Source organism: Faecalibacter macacae (assembly GCF_003687725.1).
GTDB classification, from domain to species: Bacteria; Bacteroidota; Bacteroidia; order Flavobacteriales; family Weeksellaceae; genus Empedobacter; species Empedobacter macacae.
Map to the genome: position 1 here is coordinate 15,065 of NZ_RDOJ01000021.1, position 17,750 is coordinate 32,814.

18 protein-coding genes are annotated in these 17,750 nt (G+C 29.3%); 3 read left to right on the top strand and 15 right to left on the bottom strand.

Going from position 1 to position 17,750, the window contains the following annotated elements:
• Nucleotides 1–33 precede the first annotated feature (33 nt).
• Complete coding sequence (locus EAH69_RS12335; RefSeq protein ID WP_121935514.1) at nucleotides 34–444, bottom strand: BrxA/BrxB family bacilliredoxin; 411 nt, start codon at nucleotides 442–444, stop codon at nucleotides 34–36.
• A gap of 109 nt (nucleotides 445–553) precedes the next feature.
• On the opposite strand from EAH69_RS12335, the gene rnpA reads away from it, so the two are divergent.
• Nucleotides 554–934 carry a ribonuclease P protein component gene (rnpA, locus tag EAH69_RS12340; protein ID WP_121935515.1) on the top strand — a complete coding sequence of 127 codons (381 nt, stop codon included), beginning with the start codon at nucleotides 554–556 and terminating at the stop codon, nucleotides 932–934.
• 35 nt (nucleotides 935–969) lie between these two features.
• On the opposite strand, the gene EAH69_RS12345 is transcribed toward rnpA, so the two are convergent.
• The 5 genes from EAH69_RS12345 to EAH69_RS12365 all read right to left on the bottom strand — a co-directional run bounded on the left by EAH69_RS12345 (nucleotide 970) and on the right by EAH69_RS12365 (nucleotide 4,830).
• On the bottom strand, nucleotides 970–1,176 hold the full coding sequence (locus EAH69_RS12345) for a hypothetical protein (RefSeq protein WP_121935516.1): 207 nt from the start codon (nucleotides 1,174–1,176) through the stop codon (nucleotides 970–972).
• A 12-nt stretch (nucleotides 1,177–1,188) separates the two neighbouring features.
• Nucleotides 1,189–1,791 (bottom strand): MarC family protein, encoded by a 603-nt coding sequence (locus EAH69_RS12350; protein WP_121935517.1) that lies wholly within the window; start codon nucleotides 1,789–1,791, stop codon nucleotides 1,189–1,191.
• 109 nt (nucleotides 1,792–1,900) lie between these two features.
• Nucleotides 1,901–2,641: a LytR/AlgR family response regulator transcription factor gene (locus tag EAH69_RS12355; RefSeq protein WP_121935518.1), complete on the bottom strand. Its 741-nt coding sequence runs from the start codon at nucleotides 2,639–2,641 to the stop codon at nucleotides 1,901–1,903.
• Nucleotides 2,642–2,643: 2 nt separating this feature from the next.
• The gene (locus tag EAH69_RS12360) at nucleotides 2,644–4,140 is read right to left on the bottom strand and encodes a sensor histidine kinase (protein ID WP_121935519.1); all 1,497 of its coding nucleotides are present in this window, start codon (nucleotides 4,138–4,140) and stop codon (nucleotides 2,644–2,646) included.
• A 66-nt stretch (nucleotides 4,141–4,206) separates the two neighbouring features.
• Nucleotides 4,207–4,830 (bottom strand): tetratricopeptide repeat protein, encoded by a 624-nt coding sequence (locus tag EAH69_RS12365; RefSeq protein ID WP_121935520.1) that lies wholly within the window; start codon nucleotides 4,828–4,830, stop codon nucleotides 4,207–4,209.
• Between the two features lie 169 nt (nucleotides 4,831–4,999).
• On the opposite strand from EAH69_RS12365, the gene EAH69_RS12370 reads away from it, so the two are divergent.
• Nucleotides 5,000–5,902 carry a glycosyltransferase family A protein gene (locus EAH69_RS12370; protein WP_121935521.1) on the top strand — a complete coding sequence of 301 codons (903 nt, stop codon included), beginning with the start codon at nucleotides 5,000–5,002 and terminating at the stop codon, nucleotides 5,900–5,902.
• A 62-nt stretch (nucleotides 5,903–5,964) separates the two neighbouring features.
• Here the strand turns inward: EAH69_RS12370 and EAH69_RS12375 are convergent, their stop codons facing one another.
• From EAH69_RS12375 to EAH69_RS12405, 7 genes are read right to left on the bottom strand one after another with little or no spacing between them, the layout of a single operon-like run.
• On the bottom strand, nucleotides 5,965–7,785 hold the full coding sequence (locus EAH69_RS12375; RefSeq protein WP_121935522.1) for a BatD family protein: 1,821 nt from the start codon (nucleotides 7,783–7,785) through the stop codon (nucleotides 5,965–5,967).
• Nucleotides 7,785–8,642 (bottom strand): tetratricopeptide repeat protein, encoded by an 858-nt coding sequence (locus tag EAH69_RS12380; RefSeq protein WP_121935523.1) that lies wholly within the window; start codon nucleotides 8,640–8,642, stop codon nucleotides 7,785–7,787. The genes EAH69_RS12375 and EAH69_RS12380 overlap by 1 nt, the downstream gene beginning before the upstream one ends.
• Before the next feature lie 13 nt (nucleotides 8,643–8,655).
• The gene (locus tag EAH69_RS12385) at nucleotides 8,656–9,669 is read right to left on the bottom strand and encodes a vWA domain-containing protein (RefSeq protein ID WP_121935524.1); all 1,014 of its coding nucleotides are present in this window, start codon (nucleotides 9,667–9,669) and stop codon (nucleotides 8,656–8,658) included.
• Nucleotides 9,669–10,685: a vWA domain-containing protein gene (locus EAH69_RS12390; protein ID WP_121935525.1), complete on the bottom strand. Its 1,017-nt coding sequence runs from the start codon at nucleotides 10,683–10,685 to the stop codon at nucleotides 9,669–9,671. Before EAH69_RS12390 ends, EAH69_RS12385 begins: the two co-directional genes overlap by 1 nt.
• Nucleotides 10,685–11,650: a BatD family protein gene (locus EAH69_RS12395; protein ID WP_121935526.1), complete on the bottom strand. Its 966-nt coding sequence runs from the start codon at nucleotides 11,648–11,650 to the stop codon at nucleotides 10,685–10,687. Before EAH69_RS12395 ends, EAH69_RS12390 begins: the two co-directional genes overlap by 1 nt.
• 1 nt (nucleotide 11,651) lies before the next feature.
• Entirely contained in the window at nucleotides 11,652–12,524 is an 873-nt protein-coding gene (locus EAH69_RS12400) for a DUF58 domain-containing protein (protein WP_121935527.1), read from the bottom strand.
• 14 nt (nucleotides 12,525–12,538) lie between these two features.
• Nucleotides 12,539–13,522 (bottom strand): AAA family ATPase, encoded by a 984-nt coding sequence (locus tag EAH69_RS12405; protein ID WP_121935528.1) that lies wholly within the window; start codon nucleotides 13,520–13,522, stop codon nucleotides 12,539–12,541.
• Between the two features lie 392 nt (nucleotides 13,523–13,914).
• On the opposite strand from EAH69_RS12405, the gene EAH69_RS12410 reads away from it, so the two are divergent.
• Nucleotides 13,915–14,373, top strand: coding sequence for a hypothetical protein (locus EAH69_RS12410; RefSeq protein ID WP_121935529.1), 459 nt, complete (start codon nucleotides 13,915–13,917; stop codon nucleotides 14,371–14,373).
• Nucleotides 14,374–14,783: 410 nt separating this feature from the next.
• On the opposite strand, the gene EAH69_RS12415 is transcribed toward EAH69_RS12410, so the two are convergent.
• Both EAH69_RS12415 and EAH69_RS12420 read right to left on the bottom strand, forming a co-directional pair.
• The gene (locus EAH69_RS12415) at nucleotides 14,784–16,484 is read right to left on the bottom strand and encodes a hypothetical protein (RefSeq protein WP_121935530.1); all 1,701 of its coding nucleotides are present in this window, start codon (nucleotides 16,482–16,484) and stop codon (nucleotides 14,784–14,786) included.
• Between the two features lie 10 nt (nucleotides 16,485–16,494).
• Complete coding sequence (locus EAH69_RS12420; RefSeq protein ID WP_121935531.1) at nucleotides 16,495–17,646, bottom strand: ABC transporter ATP-binding protein; 1,152 nt, start codon at nucleotides 17,644–17,646, stop codon at nucleotides 16,495–16,497.
• Between the last annotated feature and the right edge of the window lie 104 nt (nucleotides 17,647–17,750).

The following is a 17,750-nucleotide window of genomic DNA, read 5'->3' on the forward strand; positions in this document are numbered from 1 at the left end:
CAGAATCGCTCTATAATTATATTTTCTTAAAAATTAAGCAAACTCGTTGTATGCTTGTTTTAAGTTTTCAGCAATCATTGCTGCAGAGTGACCTTCGATGTGGTGACGCTCTAACATATGAACTAATTCTCCGTCTTTAAATAAAGCTACTGCTGGAGAACTTGGTGGGAATGGTGCAAAAAACTCACGTGCTTTTGCTACTGCATCTTTATCAAAGCCTGCGAAAACTGTAGTCAAGTTTGTTGGTACTTTATCATTATCTAAAGATAATACTACACCTGGTCTTGCAGCTCCTGCAGCACAACCACAAACACTGTTTACAACTACTAAAGTTGTTCCTGATTTTGCAATTGCAGCTTCAACTTGTTCTGGAGTTGTTAAATCTTCGAAACCGTTAGAAGTTAATTGCTCCTTCATCGGCATAACTATTTCTGCTGGATACATATTTGTAAATTTTTATATTTAATTTTATTAAAAGTCAAAGTTACATATAATCTAAAACTTTTAGAATACTTACCTTTGAATTCTCAAATTTACGAAGAAGTTTATACACATGAAATTGACATTTGGTAAGAACGAAAAATTAAAAAGTAAGAAAGCAATAGAAAATTTGTTTTCGGAAGGTCAGTCTTATGTGTCACATCCAATCCGAATTGTTTACACAACTAAAGAAAAAAAGGATTACGATGTTAGAGTTGGTGTTAGTGTTGCCAAAAAACGTTTTAAACATGCTGTAGATCGAAATTTATTAAAACGTAGAATTCGTGAAGCATATCGTTTAAACAAATCTTTAATTGAAACACCAGACAACTCTATTGATGCTTTATTTATCTATACATCATCTAAGATTAAAGATTTTGATGCAATCAATAAATCGATGCAAGAAGTATTACAGAAATTAAATTCTAAAATCAATAAAAAAGAGCAACAATAATTTGTTGCTCTTTTTTTATGTCGATTGATTAAATCTTACGCTACTTTATTTACGTTTTTCTGTAGTTTAAAGAAACTGAAGAAAACGAAAGCTAAAATTAAACCACAAACAGAAGCACCTAAACCAACAATCATTGGAAAATTTTCTTCTGCTAAAAATCCTGCTTGGTAATCCATCATGTATAGGTTATAACCCAAAGCTCCAACTAAAACAGCAGTGATAATATAAATATATGTTTTCATTTTAAATGACTTTTACAAATTAATTTCTTGCATAAACAAGGCTCCGATATTCGAAGTAAAAAGCTTGATTGCAATTGATAACAAAATTACACCAAAAACTTTCTTTAAAACTGATAAAACACCAGGTCCCATCCATTTTTCTAACTTTCCTGCAAATTTTAACACTAAATAAACAATTAACATATTTAAGATAATTGCTACTACGATATTAATATCAGCATATTGCGATCGTAAAGATAGTACTGTTGTTAACGATCCAGCTCCGGCTACTAAAGGAAAGGCAATAGGTACAATAGATGCAGAATTAGCTTCGACACCTTTTTGAATCTCGATTCCTAAAATCATTTCTAAAGCGATGATAAAGATAACAAATGCTCCGGCTACTGCGAAAGATTGTACATCTACACCGACAAGATTTAAGATTTTAGTTCCGAAAAATAGAAACGAAATCATTAAAATTCCGGCTGCTAAAGATGCTTTTTCTGACTGAATATGACCTACTTTACTTCTGATTCCCACAATGATAGGAATACTTCCAAGGATATCAATTACGGCAAAAAGAACCGCAAAAGTTGTCCCAATTTCATTAATGTTTAATTTAGAGAAAAAATCCATTGATTGGTTGATATATAAATTTTAACGTTGCAAAGTTAGAGCAAATCAGCAGAGTATACAATTTTATTTAACAACCAACTAATTAAGAATCAAAACCTAAGTTTTATTTCTAATCTTCTAACCAATTCCGAAAATCATTCACTTTTTCGCGACTAACAACGCATTCTTCTTCGGAAAATTTATTTAAAATGATTTTTAAGCGAGAGTTAGAATACACAGAAATATCTTTTATCGCATTAATTTGGATGATTTGTCCACGATTTATTCTAAAAAAATATTTTGGATTAATTGATTCTTCTATTTTATCTAAGGTATAATCCAATAAATAATTTTTTCCTTCCTTCGTAAACGCATACGTTGCTTTGTTTTCACTGTAAAAACATTCGACTTCATCTGTAGAAAACATTTTAATTGAAGTTCCTATTTTCGTTGTAAATCGTTCTTTGTAGGTTTTATTCAGATCAAAAAGATTTCTGATCTGAGAAAAATTCATTTTTACCTCGCTCTGTTTCTCAAATTTTTCTATCGCAAAAGCTAATTCTTCTTCATCCACAGGTTTCAATAAATAATCGATTGAATTTAATTTGAACGCTTTCAACGCATATTCATCATAAGCTGTCGTAAAAATAATGGAAGAAGAAACTTCAACTTCATCAAATATTTGGAATGATAAACCATCCGACAATTGAATATCTAAAAAAATTAAGTCAGGATGCGGATGATTTATCAACCAATGGATACTATCTTCTACAGAATGCAACATAACATCTACGTTATATCCTAATTTTTCTATACGACGTTGGAGTAGGCGTGCAGCAGGTTTTTCGTCTTCTATGATTATAATTTTCATCGCTATTTCCACTTTTTAAGCTGATTCTTTTTCATTAAAATTTCTTGGGTTTTTCGATTTTCCCATTTTTCAACTAAACCATTTACTTTAATATATTGATAAATTACATTACCTATCAAATAGGCTGAAATGATAAGAACATACCTCAAATCATCTATGAAATAAAATGTAAGAATTATGAAAATAATACTATATAATAAATTTTTATAAAATTTCTTTAAAGCTTCAACTTTTAGTTTCGCCTTTTTAGAATCAAGTCTATCTTCATTATCAAGAATCATCAATTTATTTGTTAGAATAGGTAATTCTACTTTGAACACATTATTTTCATTTGAAATTTTTAATTCTTGATCAGAAATCAATTCGTATCGTTTTTTAATATTATTTAAACCAACGCCTGTCGAATCTTTAATGGAATCTTTCGGTTGAAAAGTATTCTCTACTACCAAGAAATTATTTTCTTTATAAATTCTAATTTTTATAGGTTTAGATTCGGATGTAATATTATGTTTGATTGTATTTTCTAATAAAATCTGCAACGAAAGCGGTACAATAAATTCATCTTCATTAAAATCCATCAAATTCATGTGGAAATGAATACTATTTTCAAATCTCAGCTTTAATAAATTGATATACGTTTTAGCAAATTTTATTTCTTCCTCTAACGGAACAACTTCTTTGTCTTTTTGCTCCAATAAATAGCGATAAATTTTAGAAAGTGACGTTGTAAAATCAACCGCTTTTACTGGATTCTCTTCAATCAAACCTGTTAAAACATTTAAACTATTAAATAAAAAATGTGGATCTAATTGGTTTTTTAACGTTTCGAAATTTGCCGTTGCAGTTTCTGCTTTGGTTGTTTCTTTTTTAATTTCTTTCTCGAAACTATTTCTTCGTTTTTCAAGAAAATAAAATATCGAAAGAAAAATTAAAGTGATAATTCCGACTAAAACATAATTCGCAAAATTGTTGTAAAAAATATCTATTGGAAATAATCGATTCACAAAAACTGTAAACACATAATATAGAAATTGAATTACGAATATTGATTGAATAAAATATCGCCAAATAACATACGAATGAAAGCCATTTTTTTCGATTTCTTTTTTGTACTCATAAAATATACTTGATCCTATAAATGAGGCGCATAAACTGAAAAGAAAATATCCGATAAAATAATTGAAAGCTGTACTGTTAAAGAAATATGCGAGTTGTGTATTGGGGTTTGTAAAAAACATGATAGAATAAATCATAAGATTTATAAAACACATAATCAATATATTTCTACCTAAAGTCGTTTTATCAACTACAACAACTCCTTTTAGTGTTTGATAGGTCAATAAACCTAATAAAACATAAGCGATAACAATTTTAAAAACATCACTTGCATCATAAATTTCAAACGCAAAACCTTTCTCAAAAAGCATCGTCAATAGCATAATTACAACAACCAAAACGATTGAAAGTACATATAAAATAGAATCTTTAAAATTGTTCATTAAGCAATCAATTCAATAATTAAACGGATAAATTTTTCAAGCCAAACAAGAAGCAGTAAAATCATTTTATTGATTTTTACAGTCGTTATTTAGCAAATTCTCTGCTCGATCTTTTCCCCAACTTGGTTCAAATTTCGCAGGCTTATCAGTTTCAAATAAAGCTAAAGCTTTTTTAACAGCTTTACAATCATTCGTAATATCACCGCCAACAAATTTTGAAGCATTGATATTGAATTCTGCTTTTCCTAAAATAGAACGCGGATTTGTCGGATTTAAAAGTAGTGCTTTAGAATAAATAGAATTAATATCTTCCATCAAAACCATTCCGTTTGCCATCGGATTTAGCGCTATTTCTGAAGTTAAATTCAATGCTTTTAAATTTAAAATTTCTGGATTATTCGGTTTTGATTTTTCTAATTGATTAATTAAAACTTGAGCTTCGTCGATTAAAGTTTGTCTTGAATTAAAATCTGATCCTTCAAAAGATTGTAAAGTTTGCGTAAAAGCAACATAATATTTCGGAATCCAATTGTCTTGATTATTTTTTAAAACTTTTTGAAAAGATTCTGCTGCTGCTTGATTTCCTATTTGCCAAGCTAAAAAAGCTTGATTCATTTCTTGATCAAAATTAGTTTGAGCAAATGTTACACTTGAAATGATTGTAGCGATTGTGATATATAATGATTTCATTTGAATTGGTTTTTAATTTGTTGATGTAAAATTGATTCAAAATAAAATCGAAAGAAAAAGAAACTAGACGAACTGTAGATTTAAGTAGATGAATTGCATAAAACAAATTTTTAAGTTAAAATGATTTATTATATTTAATTTTTTAAAAACAGTGATTAAAATCTAAAGAATGAATCCTAAAATAACCTTTTTTACACCCACTTATAATAGAGCTCATACTTTACACAGAGTTTATAATGCTCTATTAAAACAAAGTTTTAAAGATTTTGAATGGATTATAATTGATGATGGATCTACAGATAATACAAGGGAAATTGTTGATAATTTTATACATCAATCAACTTTAAATATTAGATATATTAAACAAGAGAATAACCATAAATTTTTGACCATTTTTAAAGCAATCAATTTAGCAAAAGGGGAATTTTTTATTTTAGGGGATTCTGACGATTATTTTGATGATGATTCTTTTATTAAACTTATTGAATATTGGAATAATGCGCCCGAAAATACATCTTTTTTATCAGTACTAGCTAAAGATATAAATGGGAAAATTGATGGAGATAAATTTCCAGAATCTGGTATGTCAATGAGTATTTTTGACATGAGATATAAATATAATATTAAAGGAGATAAATGGGGTATAACTAAAACAGAGTTCTATAGAAAAATTCCGATTGATTTAAACAAATATAAAAATAAAGGTTTCATTCCTGAAAGTGTATATCAATATCATTTTGATAAGTTAGGTAATCATTATTGCATAAATGATCCACTTAGAAATTACATTAAAGATGAAAATGATACTATATCTCTTTCCAACAGTTTTTATTCAGATAAAAATGCATTTGGTTTATCTGAAAATTTCAAAACTTTTATAAATATTTATTCTAGTAAAAAATGGCAATATCCTAAGATTATATTTAGAAATTTAATGGGTTATTTGATCTATTCTTCTAAAGACAATAAAACGTACTATAATACTTTAAAAGATATTGATGATTCTATATTAAAATTTTCAGCTTCATTTATATACGTATTTAAACCTGTTTTAAAAAGAATTTCTATATAATAAAAAAGAGAAACCAACCGAAATTGATTCCTCTAGAGTAAGATCTATTTAATGTTAAATAGTTATTTTATAAATTGATTGACTAATTTTTCTGTTTTGAAATAAACATCTGTTAAATCTTCATTTGAAGATGAAATTGCTGAATATTTTGCTTGTCTCGCTTTATTTAATAACAATTTCCATTCTTCAACTAATTCTTGATTCCATCCACATTGCACTAATTTTTCGCCTACGCTATAATCAGAGAAATTAGCTAAATCTGTACCTGAATATTTCATTCCAATTTCGCATAATAAATCTTCTTGTAATTGGAAAAATGTTTTAAAATCTGGGTGATGTATATTTTGTTGTAATGTATCTAATTTTGATTTTATAATTCTTTTTCCATCTGTAGAAACATTAATTGCTGATGCAACTATTGATTCTTTAACAATAAGAGAATTAACTTTTCTCACAAATTTACTTTCATTAGAAACGGTTTGTTCAACTTCTTCTAATTCATTAGATTCATCTTTTTTACGACGTAATAAAAATAAACCTAAAACACTTGCAGCTATTAAACCTCCTGCAGTCCAAAGCCATTTCCCATTTCCATTTTTTACATCTTCCGCTAATTCTGATACAGTAGTTTTAATATTATTTTGCGTCGATTCACCGTGATTACCAAGATCTAAATCATCTGTCGTATTTTTAACTTCATTAGCAGTTAATCCATCTACAGATAAATCTATCGCATCACTTTTTAACGTAATATATTTTTCTTTTTCTGGATCAAAATAAGAAAACTCTACAGCTGCAATAGTATAATCTCCGCCGTACTCTGGCACCATCACCATTTCTGTAGAAACTGAACCTTGCATTCCGTCTTCGTACGCTTTAAAATCATTTTTCTTTTTAGGAGGGTATTTTTCAATATTTTTAGGTGTATTTACTTCAGGAACAATTATCGTATTAAAATTTCCTTTTCCTGAAATTTCAACATTTAAATTTGCACTTTCGTTTACCGCTAATTCTTTTTTATTAATCGAAGTTTTTAATTTAAAATCACCAACAGCTCCTGTAAAATTAACCGGTTTACCTTCTTCAGGTAAAGCTTTTGCGTTAATTACAACTGGATTACTTTTTATCTCATACGCTTCAGTTCCGTAAATACCAGAAACTAGTATATCCATAGAAAATGGATCAATTTCTATACGACCTTCGCGCTGTGGAAATAAATTATATTTCGCAATTTCTTCAGAAAAGTATGGCTTTCCAGATACCATTTCTTGTTTGATAGTCTCTGGACGACTTGTTACCATTTTTGGACTTAACCCTTCTAATTTTCCTTGACGAAAATTTCGTTTACGATTTAATAATCCTAAATCGCGAGAATACATTTTTACTGTTAATCCAACTTGTTCATTAATATAAGGATTAGTATTGGATACATTTGTTTGTAAAAAAACAGGTTGATTTGTATTGGCCCGATTAGATAGGGCAGAAGTAGAAGATTTAGAAACTTCTATGTCGATTGGTTTCGTAGTATATGCTTTACCGTCAATTACAATTCTGGCAGAACCTATTCGTAATTTTCCTTCGCGCTCTGGAGTAAAAATTAAAATAATTCCGTCCTGAATTAATCCTTTACCATTAACATATTCTACATGTTGCGTTTTATTTTCACCAACTAATCTAAAACCGTTATGTTCTGGATATTTCATTGGCGAATCAATACTATAATCTGTTCCTTCAGCTTGAATAAAAAATCCAACTTGTAAGCTTTCTCCAACTGCTAAGGATTTTCTATTCGCTTCTGATTTAAACGACACGTGTTGTCCTAATGCCCAAGCTGATGCAAAGACTAAAACAAATAATGTATTAATAAACCTAAACGCTTTCATTACCAATCTTTCGATGTATTTGTTCGTTGTTTATCCGCTTTTTGCTGAATAATACGACGTTGTGTTCTCATTTCTTGTTCTTGTAAAGCTTTCAACATTCCTTCACCTAAACCAACAGGAGCATTTTCTTGCTCATCTCCTTTACCTTTAGAACCTTGCGAAATCTGAGGGTTTTGTTGATTTCCATCTCCTTTTTGGTTTCCATTTTGTCCACCACTTTTAGGATTTCCACCATCTTTTTCTCGTTGATTTTTATCAGCCTGATTTTCTTGATTTTGATCATTCTGATTATTGTTCTGTTCTTGGTTTTCTTGGTTCTGATCTTTTTGTTGATCTTGCTTTTGCTGATCGTTTTTATCCTTCTTTTGCTCTTCTTTATTTGAAGAATCTTTTGATTGATTTTGATCTTTTTGTTTTTGCTTTTCAAGCATTTTTTTAGCGTAAGCTAAATTATATCGAGTTGATTCGTCATACGGATCGTTTCTTAAGGCATTCTTAAAACTTTCTACCGCTTTACCATAATCTTGTTCTTCTAAATAAGCATTTCCAGCATTATGAAAAGCTGAATGTTTGTCTGTTTTAGAAGTTGCTATTTCTGCCGATCGATTATAATGGGATATACTTTCCTTATAACGCTTTTGTTTGTACAAGGCATTACCTAAATTATAATTTGCCTTAACAGATGTCGGATCTTCTAACGCTGCACGCTTATACGCATACTCAGCGTTATCAAATTTTCCATCTTCATAATAGTTGTTTCCTTCGATGATATAATCTTTTGCTTTACTCTGTGCAAAAGCTATCGTCGATAAAACGAAAGCAACTAAAAAACCATAATGTTTAAAAAAGTAAATCATCTCTCATACAAATCTACTTAATTCTCTTCTTAAAAATCTTATATTCAGATGTTAATAATTCTATAAAAAGTAACAATAATGCAAATCCTAAAAACCATTGATAGATATGATTCATATCTTTTGTTGTAGAAGTTGCTATCTCATTCTTATTCAATCTTGTTTTGTAAAAAGCTAAATTTGAGATTGCTTCCTGAATAGAATTTAATTGAATATAAGTTCCGTTTGTTTGTTCTGCTAACTTGCGAAGATTATTAGATTCTAACTTAGAAATCACGGTATTACCGCTTCGATCTCTTTTAAAATCATCTTGATATCCATTGTAATACATCGGAATTGGACCACCTTTTTCGGTTCCAACACTAACTGTAACGATATGAATATTTTGTTCTTTTGCTAATTTGGCAGCATTTCCAGTACTATTTTCGTTATCCTCTCCATCAGAGATAATCACAATCATTTTACTTTGATTTGCTGATTTACTCAATAACTTTGATGCTTCTTGTACCGCGTTCTGGAAATCTGTTCCTTGGCTCGAAATTAACTCTGTATTTACACTTTGTAAATAACTTTCAATTGCCGCATAATCATTTGTTAAAGGTGAAATTGTGTAAGCATTTGCTGCAAAAACAACCAATCCTGCACGATCTCCGCCTAACTGATGCATCATGTCAGCAATAAATTTCGTTGATTTTTCTATACGTGACGGAGCGACATCTTGCGCATTCATACTTGAAGATAAATCTAAAACGAAAACCATATCGATTCCTTCACGTTTTACTTCAACTTCTTTTTGTCCAAATAACGGATCCATCAACGCAACAATAATCAAAAAAATTGCAGCACATGACAAGAACAATTTTAATAAAAATCGTCTCGATGAAATCATCGGAAAAATAAAAGGAAGTAAATGTTTATCGGCAAAAGTTGTTTTTACACGTTCTCTCCATCGGTAAACATTTACCGATAAAATGATGATTACGAATAAAGCCAATAACCATATTATTTGTCCAAAATCACCCCACTGCATTAGATTAATTCTTTAAATACGGTTCTTCTTAACACAATTTCTAACAACAATAAAATTAAAGCTGGTAATAAGAATTTTGTGTAAAGTTCTGTATAGTTATAAAATTTGATTTCGTTGATTTCTGATTTTTCTAATCGATCAATCTCCGAATAAATATTTTTTAGTGTTTCGTTACTTGTAGCACGAAAATATAAACCTCCGGTTTTATCTGCAATTTCTTCTAATAAAATTTCATCAATTTCTACTGGACGCATTTTGAAAATCAATCCTCCATAAATATCATATCCAGTAGGAAATGGCGCTTGACCATTTGTACCAATACCAATTGTATAAACTTTTATACCTTTAGACGCTGCAATTTCTGCTGCTTGTCTTGGAGAAACATACATTAAATCGGCAGAAGGATTTATACTTTCTACACCATCTGTAATTAAGATAATAACTTTAGAAACAGCTTTACTATCTTTTAAATGATTAATCGCTGTTGCTAAACCAACACCTATTGCTGTTCCGTCTTCTAAATTACCAGATTGTAAACGATCAATTTCAGAAATTAACATATCTCTATCCGTTGTTAACGGAACTCGAGTTAATGCTTCACCAGAATATTCAACCAAACCAATACGGTCAGTTGGTCGCTGATTTGCAAATTCCTTCGCTACTTCTTTTAGGGCATTTAAACGATCTGGTTTTAAATCTTGTGCCATCATACTTAAAGAAGTATCAACAGTTACCAAGATATCAACACCTTCGTCTGCCTTTATTTGTGTTGTAACATCTACGATTCTTGGTCGTGCCAAGGCTATAATGCATAAAGCCATAGCTAACATTCGCATCACAAAAAGTAAAGGTTTATAACTAGATAAATTACTTTTTGTAGCACCAAATGGTTTTAGCGAACTAATTTTTAGAGACGCTTTTTTCTGTGTTGATTTTTTTATTTCTCGGTAAATGAAAAATGGTAAAATCAATAACAAAAGTAATAACCACGGCGTCTGAAATTCAAAGTTAAACATTAGCTATTATCCCACTTTTTGTATTTCTCACCTGTAACTTTATCTTCTGTTTCTGAATCATTTTCCGGAAGATCAAGCGGTTTTATACGTTCTACAAATTCACCAACCCACGTTCTGTACGTCGTGTTTTTTTCTTCATTTAATTCTTGCTTCGCAAATTTTACTAAATCTGAATCGAATAAGAATTTTCTAAAAGTTTGTTTATCCTCAGTAATTACATCTTCACGATTTTCAATCGTTTTTGCTAAATCATCTGATAAAATTTCTAATGCTGAAAAATGATAAACTTTTCCAATATATCTTCGCAAAATAAAAGATAACTGCGTATAATATTCTCTTTGTTCTCCTCGATTTAAATATTTTTTTGCATCTAAAGATTTCAAACCTAAAACCATTTCTTCATAAGGCGTTTTTGGTTCATTATTCTTTAAATTTCTAGATTTTGATCGAATAAATAAAACGATTAAAACAAGAGCTATAATAAAAAGAACTAAAGCAACGATTCCGTAAATCCAATATTTATTCCAATAATCACGCATTGTATATTCTACAGACATGATTGGTTTTATTGGATGAACTTTAGCTTGAGCCGTATCTACTTCAACATCTTGTACATCAATTTGGAAAGATGGTGTTCTGAAAATTTCTCCATTTTTTTCAACTGGAATAGTCGGAATAAAATATTCGCCAGCATCATATGAAGTCAAATCCAATTGATGCACAATTTTCTTTTTTTCACCTTCCATTACTGTATCAATTTTTTGATCAATAATTTCGATGTGATAAGAAAGTGTATCTTTTAATGATTGAAATTGAATTTTATCTCCTTTATTAAAATCAATTGAATAAGTTAACCGAACAGGTTCTCCGATTTTAATTTTTGTCGTATCAATTTTTGCATCTAATTCTTGAGCAAAACCAATAGACGATACAAATAAACTTCCTAAAAGTAATAGCTTCTTCATATTAAAAACGATGACTTTTAAAATAGTTTAACAAAGGATGAACATAATCTTGATCAGAACGAATAGATAAACTTCCTGCATTATTTTTTTTGAAAATTGCATGGTATCTTTTATCTAATTCGTGGTAATATGCCGCGTACATTTTTCTGGTTTCGGCAGAAGAAGTATCAATTAACCGAATTTCTCCAGTTTCTTGATCTTGTACATTTACCAATCCGATATTTGGAAAAGCAGTCTCTTTTTCATCATAAATACGAAGTCCCGTAATGTCGTGCTTTTTTGAAGCAACGCGCAACGGTTTATCATAATCTGATGAATCAATAAAATCTGAAATAATAAACACATTCGATTTTCGACGCGCATATTTCATAAATTGTTCTAAGGTTACGGCTAAATCAGTTTTCTTACTTTTTGGTTCGAACGAAATAATTTCTCGTACAATTCGTAAGACATGTTGTTTTCCTTTTTTAGGAGGAATAAATTTTTCGATTTGATCTGTGTATAAAACCAAACCTACTTTATCATTGTAAGTAGTTGCTGAAAAAGCTAACGAAGCAGCGATCTCAGCAATAGTTTCCATTTTAATTTGTTTGCGCGTTCCGAAGTTTCCAGATTCAGAAACATCAATCAACAAATACATGGTTAATTCTCTTTCTTCCTCAAAAACTTTTACATAAGGTTCGCTGTAACGCGCAGTTTTGTTCCAATCAATATTTCTAACATCGTCTCCGTATTGATAAGGACGAACTTCACTAAAAATCATACCGCGTCCTTTGAACGAACTATGGTATTCGCCCATGAATAAATTGCTCGCTTTACGCTTACTTTTTAATTCAATACGTTTTACACGTTTTAAAATTTCTTTAGTATCCAAAATAAATTGAAAGATTAAGGAACTGGAACCACATTAAGAATGTTATCAATAATTTCTTCTGTTGTTACATTTTCTGCTTCTGCTTCGTAACTAACTCCGATACGATGACGTAAAACATCTTTTGCCATTGCACGAACATCATCGGGAATTACGTAAGCTCTTTTGCGTAAAAATGCATAAACTTTTGAAGCTTGAGCTAAGTTGATAGATCCACGAGGAGATGATCCAAAAGAAATCATCGGAACTAATTTTTCTAAACCAACTTTTTCTGGAAAACGTGTTGCGTTGATAATATCAAGAATGTATTTCTCGATTTTCTCATCCATATAAACCTGTTTTACCATTTCTCTTGCTTCTAATAACTCTTGGATAGAAATTACTTTGTTAATTTTTGGAAATGATTGATTAATGGAATGACGTAAAATCATTCGCTCCGCTTCTAATTCTGGATACGTAATAACAGTTTTCAACATAAAACGATCGACCTGCGCTTCAGGAAGTGGATAAGTTCCTTCTTGTTCTACTGGATTCTGAGTTGCTAATACTAAGAAAGGTGTATCCAATTTGTACGTTTCGTCACCAATTGTTACTTGCTTTTCTTGCATCGCTTCTAATAATGCAGATTGGACTTTTGCAGGAGAACGGTTAATCTCATCAGCTAATACGAAGTTAGCGAAGATTGGACCTTTCTTAATTCTGAAATCATTCTCTTTTACATTATAAATCATTGTACCAACCACATCGGCAGGTAACAAATCAGGAGTAAATTGTATACGAGAAAAACTACCATCTACAGCTTCTGAAAGCGTTTTGATTGCTAAAGTTTTAGCCAATCCAGGAACACCTTCTAATAAAACGTGTCCGTTACCTAATAATCCAATCAATAAACTTTCGACCATTTTCTCTTGTCCAATAATCGTTTTATTGATTTCAGAAGTTAAGCGAGTGATAGATTCGCTTTTAGCTTCAATCTGTTCGTTAAGTTGTTGTATATCCAAAATTCCGATGAAATTTATTTAATTCGGTTTAATCATTCAAATTTCATTAAAAATAAGAACAATGTGTAAGTTTTGTATTTAAAAGTTTATTGTAAATAAGTTAAACTTTGTTAAAACGAAGATACAATAGAAACTATTGAGGATTAGTAGTGATATGTTTAAAAGTTATTGAGAAGTTTTAAACACTATTCTATAGTAAAATTTAGCACTAAAAATTTGACATTTTTGTTAAATTATTTAAGAAGTCCCTTTGTTTACCGACACTTAAATCCAGTTTACCTCAATATTTTTTCGGTAAAAAATATGTGTCGCACCTTTGACTTAAGAAAATAAACAAGATCATATCTATATGATTTTATTAATTAAGTAAAACATTCAAAAAACATACAATTATGAAACAATTTTTAGCATTAGCAAGTTTATTCGCAGTATTAAGCGTATCAGCTCAACAAAGACCAGAACAACCATTTAAAGATGGAAAAGAAAAAGTAGAAGTGAAGGATGGAAGACGTCAAGTAAAACCAGATTTTAAAGATAAAAAGCGACCATCTGCAGAGCAACAAATGAAGCGTTACGAAAAATATGATTTATCATCTGTTCAAAAACAAAAAATAAAAGATCTACACCAAGAACGTGATCGTGATATGAGAAAAGGTTTTGACAAACAACAAAAAGAATTTGCAAAACAAAAAGAACAGGATCGTAAACAATTTGATAAAAAACTGGAGCAAATTATGGGTAAAAAACAATTTGCACAGTATAAACAAGATCGAGAATTAAAAATGAAAGATAGAGGTCAAATGAAAAAACGTGGAGATTTTAGAGAATTTGATAAAAGTAAAAGAGGATAATCTTTAAAAATCATTTTTTAACAAAAAAAGTATATGTTATTTTTAAAATTTTAAACAATTAATAATTAAACCATTACTTCTTTTATGAAGTTTAAATTTTAATTTTTCATCAACTTTTTCTCTGGAAAAAGTTGATGAAAGATTTTTTTCTTATTGTTTTGGTACGAATTATGCATTTAGGAACGTAACCCTAACCATTTTCCGAAACCAGGAAAAAGAAATGTTATTAGCCTTTTTTGTGTTTCAGTTTTATGACTGAAACATAAGGTTGATACAAATTACATTTACTACAGTTTTAAAAAATCGAAAAAAACACTCATTACATATTTGATAATAAAAGAGGATCAATCCCTTTTTACTAACCGAAATTCAATCAAAAAAAGCGAGTAATAATACTCGCTTTTTTTGATTTATTCTTCTGGCATTGCTTGCCATTTTTTGTACCAATTAATGACGAAATAAAAGAATATAATGAATACAATTGGTAGATAAAATAAATAATACAATTGTAAATCATCTAAAAATTTGATTTCTGGATGATTGTAAGTTTCATATGTTTCAACTTTTAATTTTTTTGCCAATTGATCAATTTTTACTTCTTTATAAAAGCTTAAAATCAATAAACCGATAAATGTTGTTGTTATAACAAACCAATTTAAAGCAACTCCAGTGATTATTTTATTTTTATGATTGTATAATCCGTAAATAATAAATGCTAAAAACAAAATATAGAATAATATTGCTATGATATATTCTTGATAAAAGTCGATTCCGACAGCATTTAAAACTAATTGTATACAGGAAAAAATAATTCCTAAAATTAAGAATCCAACCAAACTGATTAACCAAACTTTGAAAGAAGAGAACCTAAATGTTATAATTAAAATTGTTACACCTAATGCGAATAACATAAAAAACTGAAAGTCTGCAAAAATCGAAGAATTATACTTTGCTTTTTCTACATTTTTATACAATTGGTTTAAAGAAATTACATTCACATGATCCTTATAAATTGTTACTTTATTCTGGATTTTTGTACTATTCTGTAATTCATCTTTCACGAAAAAATATGGTGCATTTGGAATGTAATCTATCCACTTTTTAGTTTTAAATTCATACCCAATTTTATGCTGATCTAACAATTTTTGATAAGCTGTTAATAACCTTTCAATTTCCTTACGGTCATTATTTTGTAAGGTTTTTATTAATTGTTCATCGTAATATTTGTGCGTAAATTCTGGATGATTTGGAACCTCAAAAGTATAGTTGCTAAAATTATATAAACTGTAAATAATTTTAATAGAATTGTCTGCTTCATCTTCTGTTGATGAAATAACTTCTTCAACTACATCAGGTTCATAATAAGTAGTATAATCAGGCTGAGATTTGTCCTTATCATATTCATAATAGGTTTCTTGAAAATTGACATTATGTTTCGGATATTGTGCCTTTAATTTATCATACAATAACTCATTAAATTCCTCATTTCTAAAATAAGGCTCTATTAAATCTGTATAACTTCCTAAAGGATATTGTAAATAATGCTCCTTTTCTTTTTTCGCATGTAATTCTAAAACTTCTTGATTGGTAACCAACGAATCGAAAACCGGAACGGATAAATTTCTTGAATAGTTAGAATATCCTGTATTTTTTTGAAGTGTAAATGGAGAAGTACGATTAATTAAATCGACATCTTTTTCGAATTGTTCGTCCGAAATATAATTTGCAACTCGTGTTGTTAATCCTAATTTAAACATATTCGGAATTGTTAGGAACAACAATAGAATTGAAAAAACTCCTAAAAACTCTTTGAATAAATAATTTCGACTGGTTGGATATTTAGATTTGAATCGATTGTTTTTGATATAGAAATACAACCAAATAATCAGAATAATTAAACAAGTGATAAAATAAAAAATGAAATAATTATTGTTATAAAAAATATCGAAAAGATTATACTCTAAAAGCTGAGTTTTGGAATTAAAACTAAAAAATCCGTTGACAAAAGCAATTAGATTCGCTAAAATTCCGATGGCTAAAATCCAAACTAATTTTAGATTCCAAACCAAAGGATAATTGGTAATTAAATATTGATTTATTTTTTTGAACATAGTAGCAAGATTAATTAACGAAGAAACGACGGCTTGAGGCTGAAATATCTCTTACATATTTAACATCTAAATCTGAATTTCCTAATTGAGTTAAAACATTTTTAATCGAAACTCCTGAATCGAAATAAGCGATATACGAACCTCCATTGAATTTGATTTCTTTTAAATTTAATGGATTTAATACTGTTAATAACTCTTCTTTTGAATTAGTAACATCAATTTCTATGATCGTAAAATTTACATCAGATTCAACTTCATTTGTCTGATTTTTAAGCTTTCCTTGTTCTAAAAATATAACTTCTGTTGATACTTTTTCAACTTCATACAATTGTTGAGAACTCAGAATAACACCGAACGGATTACGAACAGATTGTGATAAAAATTTTAAATCTTCTAAGATTATTTGTTGCGCCATAATATCCAAATTTGCCAACGGTTCGTCCAGCAATAAAACTTTTGGGCGACGCAATAAAGTTCTTGCCAATTCGAAGCGCATCTTATAACCTGATGAGAGTTGACTCCATTCTAAATTACGATATTGCCATAATCCCAAACGCGCTAACATAACTTGTGCCAACAAAAAATTTTCTTCGCCTTTGATGTTATACGAACTTAAAGTGAATTGTAAATTGTTCATTAAATTTCCGTACAATTCTTCAATTCGCTGCGGAACATAAACTAATTGCGACTTCAATTCGAAGCTAAATAAATCCGCTTTCGAAAAATTATAATCAATTGATCCGGCAGTTGGTTTTAATTCGCCACCAATAATTCGGAGTAAAGTTGTTTTACCGTTTCCATTTTCACCAACTAATCCAACAACTTCTCTCGATTTTAAATCGAATGTAATCGGATGAAGCTTAAAATTTCTGCGGGCATAAGATTTTTCAACCTGATTTGTTTTTAATAAAACAACTTCTTCTTGAAAAATAGGAGAGGGAAGAAGTTTTAATTCTCCTATAATTTGTAGCGCTTGTTCTTTTCGGAAATTATCTTGGTTTGATTCTTCGTAAAATAAATCTGCGTAAGCTAAAATTTTTCGGTAATAAGAGATATCACCCAAATCAAGAATCAAATCAATTAAACGACGAAATCCTAAACTTAAATCATTCTGCAAAAAATGATTTTCTACTTCGTTAATTCTTAATTTATATATATCCATAAATAGATTGTTATAAGAATAAAACGGAAAAACAAAAGATATGTTTTAGAACATTATAAATCAATGATATAATTAACATTAAATCATTATCAACAGTTATTAAT

What these genes read in the sequence shown, in the direction of transcription:
- EAH69_RS12335 (WP_121935514.1), bottom strand. Translation starts at nt 444, where the DNA reads ATGTATCCAGCAGAAATAGTTATGCCGATGAAGGAGCAATTAACTTCT.
- rnpA (WP_121935515.1), top strand. Translation starts at nt 554, where the DNA reads ATGAAATTGACATTTGGTAAGAACGAAAAATTAAAAAGTAAGAAAGCA.
- EAH69_RS12345 (WP_121935516.1), bottom strand. Translation starts at nt 1,176, where the DNA reads ATGAAAACATATATTTATATTATCACTGCTGTTTTAGTTGGAGCTTTG.
- EAH69_RS12350 (WP_121935517.1), bottom strand. Translation starts at nt 1,791, where the DNA reads ATGGATTTTTTCTCTAAATTAAACATTAATGAAATTGGGACAACTTTT.
- EAH69_RS12355 (WP_121935518.1), bottom strand. Translation starts at nt 2,641, where the DNA reads ATGAAAATTATAATCATAGAAGACGAAAAACCTGCTGCACGCCTACTC.
- EAH69_RS12360 (WP_121935519.1), bottom strand. Translation starts at nt 4,140, where the DNA reads ATGAACAATTTTAAAGATTCTATTTTATATGTACTTTCAATCGTTTTG.
- EAH69_RS12365 (WP_121935520.1), bottom strand. Translation starts at nt 4,830, where the DNA reads ATGAAATCATTATATATCACAATCGCTACAATCATTTCAAGTGTAACA.
- EAH69_RS12370 (WP_121935521.1), top strand. Translation starts at nt 5,000, where the DNA reads ATGAATCCTAAAATAACCTTTTTTACACCCACTTATAATAGAGCTCAT.
- EAH69_RS12375 (WP_121935522.1), bottom strand. Translation starts at nt 7,785, where the DNA reads ATGAAAGCGTTTAGGTTTATTAATACATTATTTGTTTTAGTCTTTGCA.
- EAH69_RS12380 (WP_121935523.1), bottom strand. Translation starts at nt 8,642, where the DNA reads ATGATTTACTTTTTTAAACATTATGGTTTTTTAGTTGCTTTCGTTTTA.
- EAH69_RS12385 (WP_121935524.1), bottom strand. Translation starts at nt 9,669, where the DNA reads ATGCAGTGGGGTGATTTTGGACAAATAATATGGTTATTGGCTTTATTC.
- EAH69_RS12390 (WP_121935525.1), bottom strand. Translation starts at nt 10,685, where the DNA reads ATGTTTAACTTTGAATTTCAGACGCCGTGGTTATTACTTTTGTTATTG.
- EAH69_RS12395 (WP_121935526.1), bottom strand. Translation starts at nt 11,650, where the DNA reads ATGAAGAAGCTATTACTTTTAGGAAGTTTATTTGTATCGTCTATTGGT.
- EAH69_RS12410 (WP_121935529.1), top strand. Translation starts at nt 13,915, where the DNA reads ATGAAACAATTTTTAGCATTAGCAAGTTTATTCGCAGTATTAAGCGTA.
- EAH69_RS12415 (WP_121935530.1), bottom strand. Translation starts at nt 16,484, where the DNA reads ATGTTCAAAAAAATAAATCAATATTTAATTACCAATTATCCTTTGGTT.
- EAH69_RS12420 (WP_121935531.1), bottom strand. Translation starts at nt 17,646, where the DNA reads ATGGATATATATAAATTAAGAATTAACGAAGTAGAAAATCATTTTTTG.